Consider the following 19,091-nt stretch of genomic DNA (forward strand, 5'->3'; position numbering starts at 1 on the left):
GGTAGCGTCAACTTCCGCGCTGGCAGTCAGTTATTCATGTTGCCACAGCGGCCATATATTCCAGCCGGAACGCTTCGCCGCGCGGTGTCCTACCCACAACCCGCGGAAAGCTGGACAGCGGAAGAGATCGGCGTCGCTCTCGATAAGGTCGGTCTAGGCCAACTCAACGACAAGATCGAGGACGAGGCGCCTTGGGACCAGACACTGTCAGGCGGAGAAAAACAACGGCTTACCTTTGCGCGCTTATTGCTCAACGCGCCAGACATCATCGTCATGGACGAGGCCACGGCAGCGCTGGATGACAAAAGTCAGGACAAAATGATGCAGATTGTGATTGATGAGCTGCCCGATGCAACAATTATTAGCGTGGCGCACCGAGCTGAACTGGAGGCATTTCACAGCCGCAAAATTACACTGGAACGTCGAGAGGGCGGCGCAAAACTCGTAAGCGATGTCGAGCTCATGCCACGCAAATCGCGCGCAGGTTCTGTGCTTCGCCGAATGGTAAAGCGCAAATAGTCGGCAGCGATCAGCACCTGGTGCTGATCATCACAGATGACGTCCCTGCCCAGCTTCATCTCGCCATTTGGATTTATCTTCGATACGAACCTCAGACGAAGCGGATAGCTGAGCTTCTTGAGTATCGAATTACGAGGCGCGGTTTAGGAAATGATGGGACGAGAAGTGAGTGAAAAACCTACCTGTCGCGTCTGTTTTGCCGCCAGCGTTGGAATTTGCGCTTCAGCCAGATAACTGCTGCCATAAATAGCACGAACCTGCCCACAACCGGATGGATCATGAACCCAGCTATCGTCAGCACCATGATGCCTACTGCCGCTTTGAATAGCGACATTTCTTCCTGACCTTCGTCCTCTGGCACGACGGTATCTAGCGGCTTGCTACCCTGCACTAGGCGGTCGCTCGGCTGTGCGCGTAGGCCGACTATATCCAGTGCGCTGCGGGGTGGCTCTTCGTGAGGCTGTGATGCTGGTTCCAGTTCAAACAAAACCGGGTCCGGTGGGGGCAAAGGAGGTTCGGCAGGTGTCCACCAGCGTTCGAGCGGCTGTTCGCTCGCAGCGGATCTCGTACGGAAAGTGCGTTCTGCAGTAACTGGAACTGCCTGCCGGCCATGGCGTTTTTCAAGATCGTCCACCAATGCAATCAATGGACCGCCGGTTTGCGGTGTCACCATGTGAACGAAACTTGCAAAGCCCCGTGCCGCGTCCATAACGTCCTGCGCCTGGCCCCAGCGTTTGCCTTCCGGCCCACTGGCAGAAATACCGTGCAGCAGGGCGCGGAAGCGGCGCAGCACATCGCGTGGCACGGCAACGCGGTCATTGACAGTGAGGCCAGTCACTTCCTGCCGACTGCCGCGCCTCATGATGCGCGTTTTGTCGGGATGGACTATAAATCCTTCATTGGCAACAATTTCGTGCACTAGGCCAATCAGCGCACCCGCCTTGCCCGCGCTGTGTCCCGAGGCAGAGAATGTCATGTCATCGGCATAGCGCGTATAGGTGAAGCCAAGCGAGTTCGCGAGCCCAGCCAGACGATTATCGAGCCGGGAGCAGATCAAATTGGTCAACATCGGGCTTGTTGGCGCACCCTGTGGTAGACGGCGCGGTCCACGCGCCGCAAACAAGCGTTCGCCATCGATCTCCAGTTCATCCACATCAGGCTCAGTGCACAGTAGCGCGAGAACCGTGGCGACTGGTTCGCAATAGCCGAGGCCACGGAATTTGCCCTTGATACGGCGGAAATCGAGCGTCGGGAAAAAATCCTGAAGATCGAGGTTGACCACCACGTCACGGCCGGTATGTGCGCTCGCATTGGTGACGATTGAACGCCCTGGCACGAAACCTTGGGCAGCATCATGAACCTTCGCATGCACAAGAATATTGTCGAGGATCCAATACTGCGCCCGCTTTAGGCGCGGCATGGGTGCCGAAATCAGCCGCTGGCCACCGGTCTTTTTGGGAATGGTGAAACGCTGATAGTGGGATATACGCGACAATGCACGGTCATAGGCGAGAAAGCGCAATTCCGCCAGTTCCACGCCCATGGCCACGGCAAGCGCTTTGGGCGTTGCGAGATCGTGCAGGCCAGGTTTCGGCTTGCTTTGTCCGCCATCGGCGTCGGTGTGCAAACCGGCAGAAACCGTTTCGCCAAGATAAAGAATATCGTTGTTGCGCCGTTCGTGCCAGGCCAGCGCCCGCTCGTGGCGCGCCGTTGCATTGCGCTTTTTCGTTTCTTTGCGCCGCTCCAACGCCTGCTTTTTGCGGCGGCGATGCATTTCGCGGATCGCCGCTTCGGTGTCGCCCCAGCGGGCATCCTGCGCGCCGAGTTCGGCAAGCTCGCGACGGATTTCGCCGCGGCGGCGGATCAATTCCTCCGGAGCGTCGGGCTTTTCCTCCTCTGCTTTCCAAAAGCCAAGCCGGATCATTTCTTCAAGAATGACCTCGTCCTTCGAGCTTTCACGGATGCGATCGTAAAGCTGCTGGCGGGTCAGTTCGCCGGGGCGCACGGTCATGGGCGTGATCTCCGTGCGGAAAATATAAGGGGAAAGAGAGGTGCCGGGCGGTTTGCCTTCGTCTCGTCCTGGGACTGGATCGTTCCACTCGAAGGCGGGACGGGTACCTGTGCGGGTGCGGGTTCAGCGAACCCAAACCGGGAACCCGCACAGGTACCCTGTCCCGCCCCAGTGAAGAGCGAGCCAGTGACGCTTTGCAGGGCAGGGAGCAAGGACGGCGAAACGCCGCCCGGATTGCAAGGTCCTCGCCGCCCGGCATCTCTCGTAGGGTGCAATGTAAAAAGAATATGCGTAGGGATCAACCGTTTCATGCTGCCCCTCATGCTGATTTTCCTTCCACCTGAACGTGGAATTGCCGCCGCAGCGCCAACATATGCTCGCAAGGGCCGCGCATCAGTCTGTTATGTCTGTAAAAATCACATCCACATGTCGCGCTTGTCAGTCGGTCGTCGCCATCGACGAAAAGGCGGATCTGGTGCTCCTTGCTGTCATCCAACACTTGGCCTGAAACGGTGGTGCGGTCGCTTATGTGCTCAACAGAGGAAATCGTCACCAAACCGGCCTGAATGAACCGGTCTGCCTTCTCTTCCTGCTCGGAGGCAAAGCGCAACGAACCGAGCTGTAACGGATCGCGCAGCAATTCGCGTAGGCGATAAACACCCTTGTCGAGATCGAACATCGCGCGCCCTGCCTGCACATAAAGTCCAAGTGCGCTTGCAACGACTGGGCCTTCAATACCGGTATCGGCGGCAAGTGTGGCAATATCGGCAAATTGGCGTTTTTTTAGTGCTGCAAACACTACTTCCGACGTACGTCTATCGACGTTGCCCCGCGGATTAAGCAGATCGAACTGTCCGGCGCGTGACCAGTCATTCGCTGTCCAGCCTGAAAGACCGAGCGTGAAACGCAGACCGCCATAATCGACAACCGCGAAGGACGGCAGGCCGGTTCCCAGCAGATGCAGCCGCACCGAGCGCGCCAGCGGCAGGGCGCGGGCGAGAATTTGCAGGCGACGGCGACCCCAGAGGCGAATTTCAGCTCCCTCCGCGCCTTTGTAGATTGAACGCCTGAAGGTGAGCCGCTCATTCCATGGCTCAATAAGCACCGAAACCGGCTCGCCGGGCGTTAGCAGAAAACGTAGCGAACGAGGCCCGTGCCGCTCTTTGCGCGCTGCAAGCCGCGAGAGAATGGCGTGCATATCGACAGGATGAAGATCTATTACATGCGCGGGCTGCGTCATGGCGCTCGATACCTGCAAAAAGCCGCGCATCCAGCTATCAGGCAGTTCGATCTTGTCTTCGCGAAACGCCACCTCGCCTTCGGTCTGCACGTGGAAGCCCGAAGGGTCGATGCTCAGTTCCGTGTCGCGGTAGCTGCGGATTTTCTGGAATTCGTCGTATAGCGCGTGGCTGTAGTCAATATTTGTGGTTCCGCAAGCCAGATCGTCGATGCGTTCGAATACATCGTGGTCGCAGGACAAGCGACCGTACGTCGATTCATCGAGGCTGAAGCATTCGAAGAACACCTCATCAGGATGAACGGTAATAACGGGATCGAGAACAATCCACGCGTCGCGATTTTCTTTGTAGAGCCATTCGAAATATCGGCTCTGCGCGCTCATGAATGGCCGCATGATCGCGTCGGAGGCACGATTGATTTCGGCCAGCTCTTCGCGTAGCGCCTCTATGCGTTCGCGGACTTTCGCCCGATCTCCGAGCGCTTCGGCAAGGAGTCGCTGTTCGTTTTCCTGTAACCAGGCCAGATAAAGCGAACGGTCTTTCGGCTTGAAGCGCATATCGGACACAACGACGTGATGCAGCGCCGAAATCGCTTCACGAAAGGGCATGTGCTGCCGCACTTTTCCGATAAAAAATGTAGGCTCGCGCAGAACGTCTGGCGCGAAGCCGAGCGCGGTGCTGATGGCATCAGAGGAAACCGAACTCGCGCCGAAATAACGATGGACGAAATTCATCTGGCAATTCTCTCCGTGACCGGGCGGCGCACCAGCGGCATTTCGATCCCTTCATGTGTCAGGGCGATATCGCGCAGGGCAAGAATGGCTGCGGAGCGGTCACGCGCCACCCCGGCCAGTGACAGATCGGAAAATAGCGGGGCAATCTGCTCAGCACGGCGGCGATCGCGCAGCGCTTCCGCAAGTAGGAATGCCGATATGCGGTCCTTTGCGACACGACCTTGATGAACCTGCAACATGATGATGCGTGCCAATGGCAGGAGCTTTTCGAAAGCATCCTCGCTCCGCACACTGTCCGCTGTCAGCAATTCGGTGACCAGCAGATGCATCGAACGCGCCGGATGTTCCAGCAGTCGCAAGAGTTGAACAGGCGCGTCTTCCGGGGAAAGATGGCTGCGCAGAAGACGCCGCGCCAGTGCCAGCACTTCCGGCTTCACACTGTCCGTGATGACTGCAAGCGTAGCGGGGGCCCATGCTTCCGGCGGCCATTGGGTGAAGTAATCCTGCGCAAAGTCCAGCGTATCCGGCCAGTCGCTCTCCACCAGCAACACCGCATCCTGCGCTTCGGCCTGAAAACGCGCCGGGTCGGCGGCAAAAGCCTCGAGCGCCCAGGAGCGGGCGGCAACATGCGGATGGTTGCCGAGCCGCGCCAGCTGGCGCACCGAGAAAATGTCATAGAACCGGTTCAACAATTCTGTCGAACCGAGAAGTTGCGCGCCTTTCGCGCGCGCCTGCAACAGCCGCCACAGCATGTTGCTGTCAATTGCCGATACCTGTTTCGGCATTGCTGCGTAAAGCAGATCAACCGAATCCTGCGGCCAGTCATCGTCAGGCGAGGCAAGAAATAGGCTGTCGACAAGACGCCGAGACAGATCTTCGGCAAGTTGCAGATCAGTTGCCACCAGCCGCTGTACCAGTGGTCGTGCGGCCGTGCGCAACCGGTGAGAAGGTGCTGTCGCGAATGCGAGAACAAGCGATGCATGCGTGGTCAGTGCCGCGTCGTTCAAGCGGCCAAACAAACGCAGAGCCGCCGTCTGCACATCTGCCGAGGAAGAGCCGAGCAGCTGTTCCCAGGTCGCATTATCGATTGTCGAAACGTCTGCACTGGAAAGCGCAAGCATTTCAATGCCGGCGGCTGCCACTGCGGGAGCGGAATGAATGGCGATCCTCATGGCGATCCCGGCCGCAACCGGCATGGGCTCGTTTGCCCAGAGAATTGCAATCCGTTCGCGCAGCATACGCAGTTGCGCCTCGCTCTCCACGTCCAACACAGCCGGATGCCGCTCCAGCCATGCTACGAGCCGATCCACAATGGCCGTGGCCGAAGAATTATCCGGCTGGCGTTCATGCGCCCAGCCCTGCACATGTTCGGCGATATCCTCGTGCATGCCAGTAAGCACGGCGAGCGACAGATCGGCATCCGACCAGGGCAAGGAGGGCGTAGCGTCGATACGGGCGATAGCCAGCCGGCGCGCGTCGGGCGTGTGAGCGCATATCAGCGCGGTAAGAAGCTCAAGGTCGCATTCGCCCCGCGCCAGCCGTTCTCGCGCTTCCGCAAGGCCCAGTCCCTGGGCGGCAATGTCATGCGCCCTCAACAGCCGCGCCAGAATGGCGGCCGGGGCCGCGCGTAAAAATTCTGGTGTCGCTTGAAGTACGCGTAGACCAAGATCCGAAATCGGTTTGCAGGCGCTTTTGCACGCCAGTTCCAGTGCGAGATCAGGGCGTTTGTCCCATAATTCGGGAAATGCCTCGCCGCGAACGGAAGCGCTGGAAGCAGGGGCTTCCTCGCTCGTCAGACTGCTATAGCCGAAGCGCATACCGGGATTGTTGCGCCCCAGAAGCTGGCTGGCCGTCCAGGTGCGCGAAAACGGCCCAAAAGTCCGGGTTTCTGTGTGCCAGCGATTATTGGCGTCCTGCACCCAGCGTGACCGGGTGGCGGTGGCGGGCAAATCTTGCGGGCGGAAACTTAGTAGAAATGCCGCCGCCATCTCAGTAAATGCGCCGTCGCCTTCTTCGCCGCGCTTGCGCAAGGTACGCCAGATGCGACGTTTGAGGTAACGAAGCGTCGCGTCGGAAAGGCCGATTTCCGTATCCGGCTCGCCGAGAACCTTTTCCAGCCGCACCCGTTTCTGAAGCTCGGGAATCCATGTCCACGGGCTGTAGCGGTTGCGCGTGTACATCGCGGATGCGGTCTCGAAACGATGCGCGGTCGCTGCAAAAATGGCTGCGTCGTCGCTCATTTCCGCATATTTGAACAGTCGCCGCAAACCGATCAGCCAAGGAGGACGGGCCGGTACGCGCAACAGCACATCTGCCAACATGCCATGTAATCGGCTGTCATTTTGCGCCATGCGGTATAGGGTGCAAAGCGCGGGGCCGGTGGCGGAGGAATCGCGCTCGGCGAGTGCGAACAGGGCGCCACTCAGGCTGTCAGCATCGCAGCTTCCCGCAGCGCCCACGAGAGAGGGTGGCAATTCGCGGCCGTCCTCTATCCGCCTAGACTCCCCCATAAGCGGCGATACCAGCGCAAAGCGTGCCAGTTCGCGTGTGGTTTCGATCTGTGATGTATCGGCTATATCGCTGAGAACCTCTACGGATGCCGGACCTGCGGCACGAGCAAGCGCCCATACCAATGAATAACTTGCGTCAGTAGCGCCTTTGCGGCTCGCAAGGCGCAGAAGATCGCTCGTAGCCCCAGCAAGCTTCAACTGGCCGATGCGCCACAGAAGCCGGTCGAGGTCCTTTGCAGGCCATGTGCTGCGAATGCATGCTTCGAGCCTTGAAAGCAGGGTCTCATCACGAGCGCTGTCGATGTCGTCGCGGATTGCTCGGGATGAAGGTTCATCGGTGCGGCGATAGCCGTCATTGACTTTGGATACGACTATACTGTCAAAAATTTTTGTAGCTGCGGCAAGCGCTACCGGAGCTGGCGTCTTTGAGCCTTCCCGCAGTGTCGCGCCGCGTCTTCCGTAGCGGAAGTTGACCAGATAGCGCTGTTCGGACGGAAATGCGTCGTTTTCCAGCAGGTCTACTTCGTATACTTTGTCAGAGCTACCTTCCCTGAACCAGAGACGAGCCGAACGAACGGTTTTCATGCGTTCCCTATGACATTGCTACTAGGAGTTGGCGAACCTAGGGAAAAACCCATGGCATTGCAAGCGCAACGCCTGCCACGGTTTTACGGTCAGGGCGAGGATGTGTGAGGACGGTTGCGACGAACATCTTCGTCAATGAGCGCGACCGCAGGAGGACTGACGCAAAGTCGACAAACTCCGGCTGGTTTTCCTTCTCGGCAGATAGCCTCCACCAGGCGGCCGAATTCTGGCTTGGATCTGTATCGATAAGCAAAACACGTTTGTCATAGCTTGCGTATTCGCCCGCGATGATGGTCGCCAATGTGGACTTTCCCGTGCCGCCCTTGAAGCTCAATGTCCCAAAAACTGTTGCCATCTCAATGCCCCTAATGCGTGTAATTGAACGCCATTATGATTTAGGTGTAACCACATCTCTGTCAAACCACTGATGCACCAAACATGTTTGATGCAATGCCTTGCTAGCGGAAAAGAGTAGTAACATCAAATATGTTTGGCGTTATCATTGATAAATAGGTCGCATGAGCTCCGCTAAATATGTCGGATGTATATACACCAAATTGGTTTTATATGAAACAAAGTTGATGTTTTAGAGTTTGCGTAGCTTTCCATCAAGCCATTTCGACGCAAACCATGTTTAGCGGTTTACTAGTACGCATTTAAAATTCGTCAGTGTTTTCAATGTCTGCCACTTCTCCATCGTTCTCCTGAAGTGGTGGTGAACCCCGGAGCCGCGCAGGGTCTGACTGCGGCGAGCGCACGCAGCCAGCAAGGGCTTCAGAGCGTCAGCGTCCCTTGTCTGGCGAGTACGATTGCAGCACCAAAAGAGCCGAAGCGGACCGAGGTGAACCCTAGTGAGCGCCCGTCAGGAACCTTCAACGGAGGCCGCAGGCCGACCATGAAAGAATGCCGAACGCAGTGAGACCAAAAGGCGACCGAAGGGCGTGGAAAAGAGGCATATTCGAGAGTTATTGGTTTGGCAGGATACGCAAAAATGTGATACATTTTGCCGGTGATCGAGGTTTCGATCTGTTTCTCATTGCGTTGTTGTGATTGGAATCGGCAAAGTGGCAGCTACGAGAGCCAACAAAGATCCCTCGAAGACTAAAAGCCGGACCATCCACGCTCGTGTAACCGAAGAGCAATTAGAGGCAATCTCTGCGGCAGCAAAGGCTGCCGATCTGACCGTTTCCGCATTCTTCTCATCCTTACTTTTAGAAGGGGCGGGCGTTGTTCCGTTCCTGACAGACGACGACCGAGTGGTCCTACGTGTCCTTCATGAGGATATGCGCAAGGTGGGTGTGAACCTTAATCAGGTGGCTCGTGCACTCAATTCCGGTCGCGCGGTTTATCCCGACGAGGTGTTTGAAGCATTGCATGGTGTTCTGCAGGTGACGGATGCAATGCGCTCGGAGCTCCGAAATCTGACTTCGCGCCCAGGCCGAGAGGGTAGGGGCTCACAATGAAGGGGTTCATGCCAGGCGCAACGGAAGACGAATGGCGACGCCGCAGGGCGGCAGCTCTTGAGGAAGAGGAGCGTCGTCGGCGTGGAGGAGCTGGTGGCGGTGGTGGCTCAGGGTCCGGTTCTTTTGGCAAAGGCGGCTCGCGATCTGGCTCTCTCGCATTTTACAAACGTTCAGCGAAGGAACATGCGGGCTGGACAGCGCCGAAGACTTCACCACGACCGGTTGTAGAGCGTCTGAAGTCTGTGGCGGCTGGAAGCCAGCCAGCCGTTGCCAAAGTGGCATCCTATGGCGGTGGTGTTCGCTTCGGTGCGATGGCGGAATACGTTTCGCGCGGTGGTGAGATTGCGCTTGAGAACCAGAACGGCAAGCGCCTTCAATCGCGTGAGGATATCGCTCGTCTGAGGGAGGAGTGGAGCCCGCTTTTCCAGAACCGCAGTGACAGCCGGGACATTGCCGGCTTCCGGGTTGAGATCGAGGCAGAGCCGCCAGAGACCGAGGCAGATGTTCAGGCGCTGATCAGTGGTGCATTGAAATCGGGTCTTGGCGAGCGGCGCTTTGCCTATGGGATTACACAGCGAAGCTATGGTCGCTTCGAGGTCTCCGGTCTGGTTGTTTTGCGCGCTCCTAATGGTGAGCGGCTGACTGGCGACGAGGTGGCTGGCCGTCATGTCCAATCTCGCATGAGTGCTGATCCGGCAGGGGAGGGGGTGTCTTCGTTTCGGTTCACCGGCTTCGGCAATGGCCTGGACTACGGCACGAGCAGGCTGCGGTTCCTCACCAAGGCCCATGGCGGCAACGTTCGAGACGAGCGTGGTCGCACGATCCGCAGCGAGGATGCGGCCGCGGATCCGGTTCAGAAGGACTGGCGTCGTCACTTGCACAGTCGCACTGGTCGCGACGTGATGCATGTCATCCTGTCGGCCCGTGCTGGAACAAACTCGGATGCATTCGAGGCGGCATCGCGTGGGTTCCTGGCAGAGCAGTTCCGAGGCTTCAAATACGTGTTCTCCAAACACGATCCGTCAGACGATCCGAAGGATCAGCATGAGGGAGGCAAGCGACCGCATATTCATATTCATGCACTCGTCGTCATGCGCAACGAAGACGGTGATCGCATCACCACCAGCCCGCAGGTGTTCCGTGAGTGGCGCGAGCGTCTTGCTGAAAAGGCAAGAGAGCAGGGGATCGCGATGGAGATGACGGATCGCCGGGAGCTGGCGACGGCTCCTGCCTTCCGGCAAACACAGGTGAGAGCTGTCGATCACACCGGCCAGACACGTCATGTCGGAACCAGTGACGCTGCCCAGGCACGCTACGACGCCAAGCGCGCGGAAACCCCGACGATTGCGACTTCGGATCGCAGCCTCTCATATGCATTCGAGATCAAGGACGCATGGAGGCAAATCGCAGCCGATGCTGCTGATGAGAAGATCGCGAACTTTGCTCGTGAAAAAGAGCAACGTGTGACCACTGCCATTCGCGATACGGACAAAGGTGTTGTCGCCAGCATAGCGCGAGGAGTTCTATTCTTTTTCCCATCAGGAAAAACGACATTTGTCTTGAAAGCAGAGATCTTCTTGCTGTTAAGGTCGCGGCTTCTTTGGAGTTGATGCTCCTGCCATTTAAGATGGTGCAATGTTCTATCGTGGACTTTGGCCCCGGTATGAAGGGTACCCGCTCTGGCAGCATTGGCAGACGGATTCGTACACCAGCTTGGTTACCTGAGAACGAGGATGCGCACAGCTATCTCCTCGACAAATCGAGGAGTGTGGCAAGTCATCCCAGCATACAACATCTCAATACGGCCATGGTAGCGGAGTGGAGGAGATCCGCGCGCTAGATACCTTGACCGCAGGTTACCTAGATCTGCAGACTATCATTTGGTGCTTGAATGGCCAACGCAACTTGGATGGGCCGTGCCGACAATTGCAGCGTTGCCGAGAACCCGCTCGCCATGCGGCTCGTTCAAGACTTGTCCCGCAGTAAGAATGAGAAACCGTATCGAAAAGAATGCCTAAACAACGCGTTCCTGAGATTGTTGTGCATCACCGTACTGCATGCTTGGGTGCGTTTAAGTGCCACAAACACGCCGTCATCGGCGCTTGGTCTCGAATTAGGAGCAACCTGATCAAGTAGGGTAAGGTTACTACGGTATCCTCAGCATATGCGCCAGATCCTCCCGCCTGAACGGCTTTGTCAGCCGCGGCAGATCCGGCGCAACGTCTTCCACCTCCGAAAACCCCGAGACTATCAGAATCTGTACGTCAGGACGGGCTGAGATAACCAGGCGCGCGAGCTCTGTTCCGTTCATGCCAGGCATTAGTTGGTCGGTGATAAGTATGTTCGGCTTCAGTCCCTGATCCAGTAATGTAACAGCTTCTTCCGCAGATCCCGCCTCGATGACTTCGTAACCCAACTCGCGCAGCATCTCAGCGGTGCTGAGCCGGACCAGCTCCTCGTCATCGACAAGCAGGGCAACACCGGAAAGGGCAGCTGTCGTAACGGTCGACGGACGCTCTTCCTCATGAACGCTTTCCGCGCTAACAGGCAGCCAGATCTCCACGTTCGTGCCAATTCCCGTTCGGCTTTTGATCGTGAGCGTGCCCCCTGACTGGAGCGCCAAGCCGTGTACCATCGAAAGGCCGAGGCCCGTTCCCTTGCCTTGGCCCTTGGTCGAGAAGAAGGGCTCGGTAGCGCGCTGCAAGGTTTTCTCGTCCATACCAGTACCGGTGTCGGACACCGACAAACAGATGTAGTCTCCCTTTGCGAGTTCCGAGGGTCTTGTCTTTCGGCTAGAAGATGCCTCAGCGGTAATCCGCAGCGTTCCGCCATCCGGCATGGCATCGCGTGCGTTGACCGCAAGGTTCAAGAGCGCCATTTCCAACTGGTTCCGATCCGCCAGAGCCGGTGGAAGATTTTCCGAGACTTCCACCGCGATGTGGATCTGAGGACCGGTGGTGCTTGAAATCAATTCAGCCATGCCATGGACCAATTCCCCGACGCCGACGGCCGCAGCCTGTAGTGGTTGTCTGCGTGCAAAGGCCAGCAAACGCTGTACGAGCACACGGGCTCGCTCTGCTGCCTGGGCGGCACCTGCGATCATGCGCTGTTCTCGTTCGCCACCAACTTGTTTTCGCTGCAGAATATCAAGGCTTCCGACGATTGGAGTCAGAAGGTTGTTGAAGTCGTGCGCAACGCCGCCCGTGAGTTGCCCGATCGCTTCGAGTTTCTGAGCCTGTCGGAGTTGCTCTTCAGCGAGCGACAGGCGTTCCTGCTCCTTCAGAAGTTCGGTAATATCACGACCAATTAGATAGGCTGCTCTCACCGCACCATCTTCGCCAAAGACAGGTCGGAAACGCATCTCGTAGACACGCCGACCGATGTCGTCCTCGCCCCACCAACCGGTCTGATCGAATGCCTCACCAGCGAGCGCGCGATCCCAAACGGCCTTTGCTCCATCTCTTTGAGGGGGGACATGATCAAGCAATTCAATCAGGCTTTGCCCCGGTTGGGGCCGAACACCAAAGACCCGTTCATAATCCGCGCGGGCTGCGGGATTGATACCAAGGAACCTGTAGTCGCGGTCGATCATTTGGATAGGAGAGTCGGTATCCTCCACGATGTTGGCATAGATGCGCCGTTCCGCAAGGCTCTGGCTCACCCGCTCCTCAAGCGTTGCATTTAAAGCGCGCAGAGTGCTCTCAGCACGCGCGCGTTCGACCGCCCCCCAAGTTCGGTCCGCGACTTCGAACGCGATAGCTGCCTCTTCATCGGTCCAGCGCTTCGGTTTGCTTTCATGAACATACAAGATTGCTACCAGCCGACCTCCCTTTATCAGGGGGATGACTAGCAAAGATCTGGTTCCGATGCTCGCATATCCTTCTGCGTATGGTGCAGATAAAGGATTATCGGAGATGGAATCCAGGCGCAGCGTGTGCCCGGCCCTTAGCTCAGAAATGATGGCCGGGCCGAATATTTCTAACCGTCGTGTTTCGCCACCAAGTGACGACATCTCACCGTCGCTCCAGTCACGTTCGACTGTCACATATTCCTGGGTTGCATCGATTTCCCCGTAGCCGGCTCTTCCGACCGCCAGATATTGCCCTAGCAATTGCGCCGCGACCTGTTTGATTTCTTCGGCGCTTGCGAGCGGACGAAGCTGGTCAGACAACGTCAGCAAGAAGGACTGGCGTTCGGCATGTGTTCGCAGGTCGGCTTGAGCGTAGGCCCGCTCGACGGCTGACCACGTTCTCTCGGCTACCTCACGTATCAATGCAAGGTCCTGCTCCGTCCAAACTCTGGGCTCCTTGTTATGGACGTAAAGCGCAGCCACGAAGCGACCGCTACGGATCAGCGACACTGTCACCACACTCCGGATCTGGAGGGCCTGAAACGCCGATGCGCTGGCGGGATCGGAAACCCTGGCATCGGTGAGGGAGTCAGAGATGACGAGCGAGATCCCACTCCTCAGAGCCTCAAGTACCATCGGCCCGAAGGCGACAAGATCATGTGTACCGCTATGACTTTCCACGGTGCCATCGGTCCAGTTGCTGGGCGTCGTGAAATAGCGCTCGCTGTCGTCTACCGATCCATAACCAACTCGGCTCACGCCAAGATGCGACCCAAGAGCCTCCTGGGCAATCTCAATAATCTCGAACGCATCGTCGCTGTTATGAAACGCGGCTTCGAGATCGATCAGAAAAGCCTGGCGAAGCCTCGCAGTCACAGCCTCGGTCGTTTCTGTGCAGATGCATAAGGAGGCGGCAACTTTGCCATTTTCATCGCGAACTGGGCTATACGAAAAGGTGAACCATGCCGGCTGCGGCGTTGGTCGGCTCAGCATCACTTTCATATCCTGAAAGAGAGTTGACCTCCCTGCAAAGGCCTCATCGATGATAGGGGCCACCTGCTCGCCGACTTCAGGCCAAACCTCAAAGAACGGCCTCCCAAGCGCCGAGGGATGACGGGAACCAAGAATCGGTATGTAGGCTTCGTTGTAGATCAAGCGACGGTCGACCCCGATCACGATAAACATAGGGAAGGGGGCATTGGCCACGACGTCGATGACGCTTTTGAGGTGGATCCCCTGTTGCTCGATGAACTGCTCCAGGTCTGCAAAAAGCTCCCGCCGCCCACCTGCCAGGCGATCTAAAAGTTCGCTCACTTATTGGTCTCCGCGCCGTCTGATGCAGCCTTTGTTTTCGTTAGTACACATAATGCTCTGCGTCGATCAGCAAAGATGCCAACTGGAAATTCGAGTTCGGGAGATAGGGTAGAGAAAGAGGCTGCCCAAATATACGTTCAAACCCGTCCACAACACCGTTAAGGGTATGTTCGAATAGTCTGGCTCACCCGAGCGCCGCCCTTGATCAAGGTATGGCAAGACAATAGACTAGACTAGACTACCGTGGAAGAAGGTGTCTAGGCTAGGGCAATCTTCCTGATCGAGAGAGGATGGAGAGCGCCTGCCAAGCTTCGATACATTGGTTCGGGCGTCGTAAATCGGAACCGGGTCTTCGCTCACCAAAACTTCGCTAAACGTGAAGTCGAGCTTTAAGTCTTCTTGGAGACGTCGTGCTATCTCCAAACCTCGACTTCAAGAAAACTGCCAATGCTGCCTTGTCCGTAAATCTGAACGGTGACCCAGCAATTGCCCTGCAATATGAGTTCGCGAGCATCTTGCGACATAGACCCATTCGCAAGCATCGCCTCGAGTTTCTGACGGTTACCCGCGTCGTTGAAGAATGAATCGTCTTCGTCGCCACGATCACGAATGCCGAACGAGTGAAAGTTAGCGCGATCTTGGCGGATGATCTGCCAAGGCTGGGTGAGCCTGGCTCCGGTGGAATTTCGAAGGTCATCTCTGCCGATAAACGCTGTGTAAGTTTCAATCACCTCAGGGTGGCGTGCCCTCGTAATCGATTGTGCTTCTGCTGAAGTACACATAAGCAATGCAGATATGATCGCGGCTAAAATCTTCATGGAGCTCCCTCGGCGCAGTTCCCTTTTTATCCAACGGTTAATGCGGCGCAGGCGAGAGATCAATAACCGGCGCGATGAAGCTGTATACGCATTTAAAAGAGCTTGCCCAGGAGCTGACAGGGTTCAGTTGGGCGTCACGGAATGGATTCCGCCATACACAACGATCACCCCAATGAAGATGCCGAGTATGGCGACCCCGCCGCAGAGCCCAATCAGGATCAAGCTCCCCTTCACAGTCTTGCTCTTAGGATCGTTTGGGGTTGTGTTACCGGCTGCCATGTCACTTCTCAATTCTTAATCCCGTAAGACAACCCGAACATAAGCGATTGACGCTAGTTCCAGGCCTATGTTGGCTGCGTCACTCAGCGCCCTTCCATTTCCGCATCGTGCTCCTCTACAAAAACCTCCTAGTCTCGGAGGTTTCAGAAAAAAGCAACCAGCTATACGCGCGAGTTGGCGCCAGAAGCTGTGCATGCTTGTAACCTGTCACACCGGCACCGATGAGGACGACGTTGAAAATCGTGCTCGCTCCTCATACCTGCGAAGATTTCAAACCAGCGCAATCTCGCGGAGATGCTCGGCAGTGGTCGACGGGAAACCGAAAAACTCCAAATAGGCAGGGATTTGTTCGAACAGCATGTCGAGCCCCAACTGGAACTGGCATTCACGCGCGCGAACAGCTGCGAGAAAAGGCGTGATTTCTTGTTTCAGTACCACTTCACCAACGAAAGCGGCCGGTGAAATCCGCTCCACATCGAAGGGAAGCGGATCATGATCCAGCATGCCCAATGGTGTCGCATTGACGACGATGTCGTAGCCATCCGGGTCGGTTGCACCTGTTATAACCGTAAGGTCAGGATAGTGAAGGCGTAGACGTTGCCCGAGATCAATCATCATCGGCGGATACGCGTCGTTAAAAGCAAGTTCTGCGATACCTGCCTGCGCCAGTGAGGCGGCGATAGCAGATCCCACACCACCAGCACCTGCCAGGATCGCGCGTTTGCCCCTGATTTCTCTTCCCCTACGAAGAACGCCGCGAACAAAACCCTCGCCGTCAAACATATCGCCGATCAACCGACCGTCAGTTCCGATGCGAACAGCATTACAAGCACCGGCGACAGAGACGCGTTTCGAGACTTCGTCCAACAATCCGACGGTTACGATCTTATGCGGCATGGTAATGAGCGCGCCATGGACGTTGGACAGCTTGAATACCAGTTTCAGGAAGGCAGGATAATCCTCAGTGCGGCAGCCCATTGGCACGACAGCGGCATCGATATCAGCTTCCTCGAAATAGGGATTGTAGATCAATGGCGCCTTGAAGGTATGGGTGGGATAGCCGAGATGTGCGATAAGTTTCGTGTTGCCGTTGATCATCGGCTTCACCTTCCATGAAATGACAATTCAGACAGCGGCCAGCAAGACGCTGGTCAGTGGCCAAGGATTTCGCCCAGAAACTTGCGTGTCCGTTCATGCTTCGGGTTGGAGAAGAATTCGGCAGGCGGTGCCTCCTCGACGACAGCGCCACTCGCCATGAAGATGACGCGGTCGGCCACTTGGCGGGCAAAGCCCATCTCATGGGTGACGCAGATCATTGTCATGCCTTCTTCGGCAAGGCCAATCATCGTATCCAGCACTTCCTTGACCATTTCGGGGTCGAGCGCGGAGGTGGGTTCATCAAACAGCATGACCTGAGGCCGCATGCAAAGGGCACGGGCGATGGCGACACGCTGCTGCTGGCCGCCCGAAAGCTGCGCGGGATATTTGTCGGCCTGCTCCGCGATCTTCACCCGCTCCAGAAGTTGCCGCGCACGGGCCTCTGCTTCATCCTTTGGAAGTTTTAATGCACGCAAAGGGGCCAGCATGCAGTTCTCCAGCACGGTCAGGTGTGGGAAGAGATTGAACTGCTGGAACACCATACCCACCTCGCGGCGAACCGCGTCGATGCTCTTTGCCTCGTGGCCGAGCAACAGTCCGCCTACGCGGATTTCCCCTTTCTGGTAGGTCTCCAGATGGTTGATACAGCGGATGAGCGTCGATTTGCCGCTACCGGATGGGCCACACAGGACAATCTTCTCACCCTTTGCGACGGAAATGCTAATTTCCTTCAAGGCCTGAAAAGCGCCATACCACTTTTCAACGCCACTCATGTGGATCATGGCCGGGTCGCTGTTCGCAATGGTCGAGATGTCGTTCATGAAGAGAACTCCGTGTGGCACAACATGAGGATGAGAAAGTTGCCAGTCACGCTGTTATCTCGCCGAAACTGCGAACTTGCGTTCGAGATAGGCGCCGTAGATCGTCAGCGGGCAGCACATGATGAAGTACAGAGCCCCGACGATCCCGAAGACCGTCAGTGGCTGGAAAATCTGGTTGGATATGATGTTGCCCGCGCGCGTAAGTTCCGTAAAACCAACGATTGATGCAAGCGACGTCCCTTTGATCAACTGCACGAGAAAGCCAATTGTGGCGGGAAGCGATATGCGCAGCGCCTGCGGCAGGATGACGTCTTTCATTCGTGAAACGTAGCTCAAGGCAAGCGCTTTGGAGGCTTCTGTCTGTCCGCGGGGGACGGCCTCGATGCCACCGCGCCAGATTTCACCCAGATAGGCACTGGCGTGAAGGGTAAGACCCACAGCGACGGCCGCCCATGCGTCCATTTTGATGCCAATCAGCGCCAGACCATAATAGACCACGAACAACTGCATCAGCAGCGGCGTTCCTTGGAAGAGAGCGATATATCCGGCTGTAGCGCGCTCAAGCGCAGGTATGTTCGATGTCCGAAATAGCGCAATCACGAGGCCTGCCAGACAGCCGCATACGAAGCCAATCGCTGAGAGCGCAACAGTCCATTTCAGGCCGATCAAAAGGAAGAGTAGTTCATCGTGACCCATGATCATGTCCTTATTTGACCGGGTAGGCGAAGTAGCGGGCAGAGAAGAGCGCGAACAGGCGCATCATCAGCCAGGAGATGACCAGGTAGAAAATCGTAACGGTGAAATAGACTTCAAAGCTGCGAAAGCTGTCCGATTCAATTCGCTGGGAAACGGATGTCAGTTCATAGGCCGAAATGGCAGATGCGATGCTGGTGGTCAGCGTCAAGAGCACGAACTGGCTCGTCAGAGACGGGAAAATCGCTCTCAGTGCCGGCTTCAGGACGATCAGACGGAAGACCTGCCCCTTGTGAAGACCAAGGGCCAGTCCGGCTTCCATCTGTCCCTTCGGTATCGACTGTACGCCGCCGCGGATGATTTCGATCGCATAGGCACCGCCATTGATGCCAAGCGCGATAATCGCAGTCGGTGTCGGATCCAGCCGGATGCCGATCAAAGGTAAAGCAAAGTAGATGAAGAATATCTGCACCAGGAACGGCGTATTTCGGATCAGTTCGACAAAGCCGATCACCAGCCAGCGCAAGGGGGGGACTTTCGATTGTCGCAGCACGACCCCGCCGATACCGATGATGGTTGCTAGAAACATGCCGCAGATCGCCAGGGTGAATGTGCCAAGGCAAGCCACCAGCAGGCTCGGCAGACCTTCGATGACGGGCGTGAAATCCAACGTGTAATTCATGATGGCTCCGTCATTGATGCGCGAGAGGGACCGCCTGCCATTTGGGCCATGGCCTCGATCGCCAGCTCATATCCCCGAGCTCCGAATCCAATCATAATTCCTGTCGCAACACGGGAGATGAGGGAGTTGTGGTATATGCTTTCACGGGCGTGGACGTTTGAGATGTGTAGCTCGATCTTCGGTCCGTCGAACATTTTTAAGGCGTCCAGCAGTGCCACGGAGGTGAAGGTATAGCCTGCAGGATTAATAATGATGCCGCAGGCTTGGCGACGGGCCTGATGAACAGCTTCGATGAGATCGCCTTCAAAATTGCTTTGCCGAAAATCGATCTCGAAGCCGAGTTCTGTCCCACGGGCGATGCAGTTCCTTTGAATGTCGGAAAGCGTCGTGGTGCCGTAGATCGATGGCTCACGTTCTCCCAGAAGGTTGAGATTTGGGCCGTTAAGCACAAAGATCGTTTTGCTCATAGTAATGCT

At 56.7% G+C, this 19,091-nt stretch carries 15 protein-coding genes; 3 read left to right on the forward strand and 12 right to left on the reverse strand.

Annotated elements, in window-relative coordinates:
- A partial coding sequence (locus AC0JZ1_RS19925; protein WP_471884192.1) for an ATP-binding cassette domain-containing protein occupies positions 1-519 on the forward strand: 519 nt, incomplete at its 5' end.
- A 178-nt stretch (positions 520-697) separates the two neighbouring features.
- Here the strand turns inward: AC0JZ1_RS19925 and AC0JZ1_RS19930 are convergent.
- From AC0JZ1_RS19930 to AC0JZ1_RS19945, 4 genes are all read right to left on the reverse strand, one after another.
- The gene (locus tag AC0JZ1_RS19930) at positions 698-2,530 is read right to left on the reverse strand and encodes a reverse transcriptase family protein (RefSeq protein ID WP_471884193.1); all 1,833 of its coding nucleotides are present in this window, start codon (positions 2,528-2,530) and stop codon (positions 698-700) included.
- 319 nt (positions 2,531-2,849) lie between these two features.
- Complete coding sequence (locus AC0JZ1_RS19935; RefSeq protein ID WP_471884194.1) at positions 2,850-4,502, reverse strand: SWIM zinc finger family protein; 1,653 nt, start codon at positions 4,500-4,502, stop codon at positions 2,850-2,852.
- Positions 4,499-7,597: a hypothetical protein gene (locus AC0JZ1_RS19940; protein WP_471884195.1), complete on the reverse strand. Its 3,099-nt coding sequence runs from the start codon at positions 7,595-7,597 to the stop codon at positions 4,499-4,501. The genes AC0JZ1_RS19935 and AC0JZ1_RS19940 overlap by 4 nt, the downstream gene beginning before the upstream one ends.
- Before the next feature lie 37 nt (positions 7,598-7,634).
- A complete protein-coding gene (locus AC0JZ1_RS19945; protein ID WP_471884196.1) occupies positions 7,635-7,952 on the reverse strand; it encodes a ParA family protein in 318 nt (105 codons plus the stop codon).
- A 709-nt stretch (positions 7,953-8,661) separates the two neighbouring features.
- On the opposite strand from AC0JZ1_RS19945, the gene AC0JZ1_RS19950 reads away from it, so the two are divergent.
- Positions 8,662-9,060 (forward strand): plasmid mobilization protein, encoded by a 399-nt coding sequence (locus tag AC0JZ1_RS19950; RefSeq protein WP_471884197.1) that lies wholly within the window; start codon positions 8,662-8,664, stop codon positions 9,058-9,060.
- Positions 9,057-10,670, forward strand: a complete 1,614-nt coding sequence (locus tag AC0JZ1_RS19955) for a relaxase/mobilization nuclease domain-containing protein (protein WP_471884198.1) — start codon at positions 9,057-9,059, stop codon at positions 10,668-10,670. The genes AC0JZ1_RS19950 and AC0JZ1_RS19955 overlap by 4 nt, the downstream gene beginning before the upstream one ends.
- A 536-nt stretch (positions 10,671-11,206) precedes the next feature.
- On the opposite strand, the gene AC0JZ1_RS19960 is transcribed toward AC0JZ1_RS19955, so the two are convergent.
- From AC0JZ1_RS19960 to aroQ, 8 genes are all read right to left on the reverse strand, one after another.
- Positions 11,207-14,224, reverse strand: a complete 3,018-nt coding sequence (locus AC0JZ1_RS19960; RefSeq protein ID WP_471884199.1) for a GAF domain-containing protein — start codon at positions 14,222-14,224, stop codon at positions 11,207-11,209.
- A gap of 413 nt (positions 14,225-14,637) precedes the next feature.
- Positions 14,638-15,042, reverse strand: a complete 405-nt coding sequence (locus AC0JZ1_RS19965; RefSeq protein ID WP_471884200.1) for a hypothetical protein — start codon at positions 15,040-15,042, stop codon at positions 14,638-14,640.
- Between the two features lie 123 nt (positions 15,043-15,165).
- On the reverse strand, positions 15,166-15,321 hold the full coding sequence (locus AC0JZ1_RS19970; RefSeq protein WP_471884201.1) for a hypothetical protein: 156 nt from the start codon (positions 15,319-15,321) through the stop codon (positions 15,166-15,168).
- A gap of 270 nt (positions 15,322-15,591) precedes the next feature.
- Positions 15,592-16,419 (reverse strand): shikimate dehydrogenase family protein, encoded by an 828-nt coding sequence (locus tag AC0JZ1_RS19975; protein WP_471884202.1) that lies wholly within the window; start codon positions 16,417-16,419, stop codon positions 15,592-15,594.
- Positions 16,420-16,472: 53 nt separating this feature from the next.
- Positions 16,473-17,201 (reverse strand): amino acid ABC transporter ATP-binding protein, encoded by a 729-nt coding sequence (locus AC0JZ1_RS19980; protein ID WP_471884419.1) that lies wholly within the window; start codon positions 17,199-17,201, stop codon positions 16,473-16,475.
- A 93-nt stretch (positions 17,202-17,294) separates the two neighbouring features.
- Entirely contained in the window at positions 17,295-17,936 is a 642-nt protein-coding gene (locus AC0JZ1_RS19985; protein WP_471884203.1) for an amino acid ABC transporter permease, read from the reverse strand.
- A gap of 10 nt (positions 17,937-17,946) precedes the next feature.
- Positions 17,947-18,615 carry an amino acid ABC transporter permease gene (locus AC0JZ1_RS19990; protein ID WP_471884204.1) on the reverse strand — a complete coding sequence of 223 codons (669 nt, stop codon included), beginning with the start codon at positions 18,613-18,615 and terminating at the stop codon, positions 17,947-17,949.
- Positions 18,612-19,082 (reverse strand): type II 3-dehydroquinate dehydratase, encoded by a 471-nt coding sequence (gene aroQ, locus AC0JZ1_RS19995; RefSeq protein WP_471884205.1) that lies wholly within the window; start codon positions 19,080-19,082, stop codon positions 18,612-18,614. Before aroQ ends, AC0JZ1_RS19990 begins: the two co-directional genes overlap by 4 nt.
- Positions 19,083-19,091: the final 9 nt, after the last annotated feature.

It is taken from the genome of Affinirhizobium capsici (genome assembly GCF_977018625.1).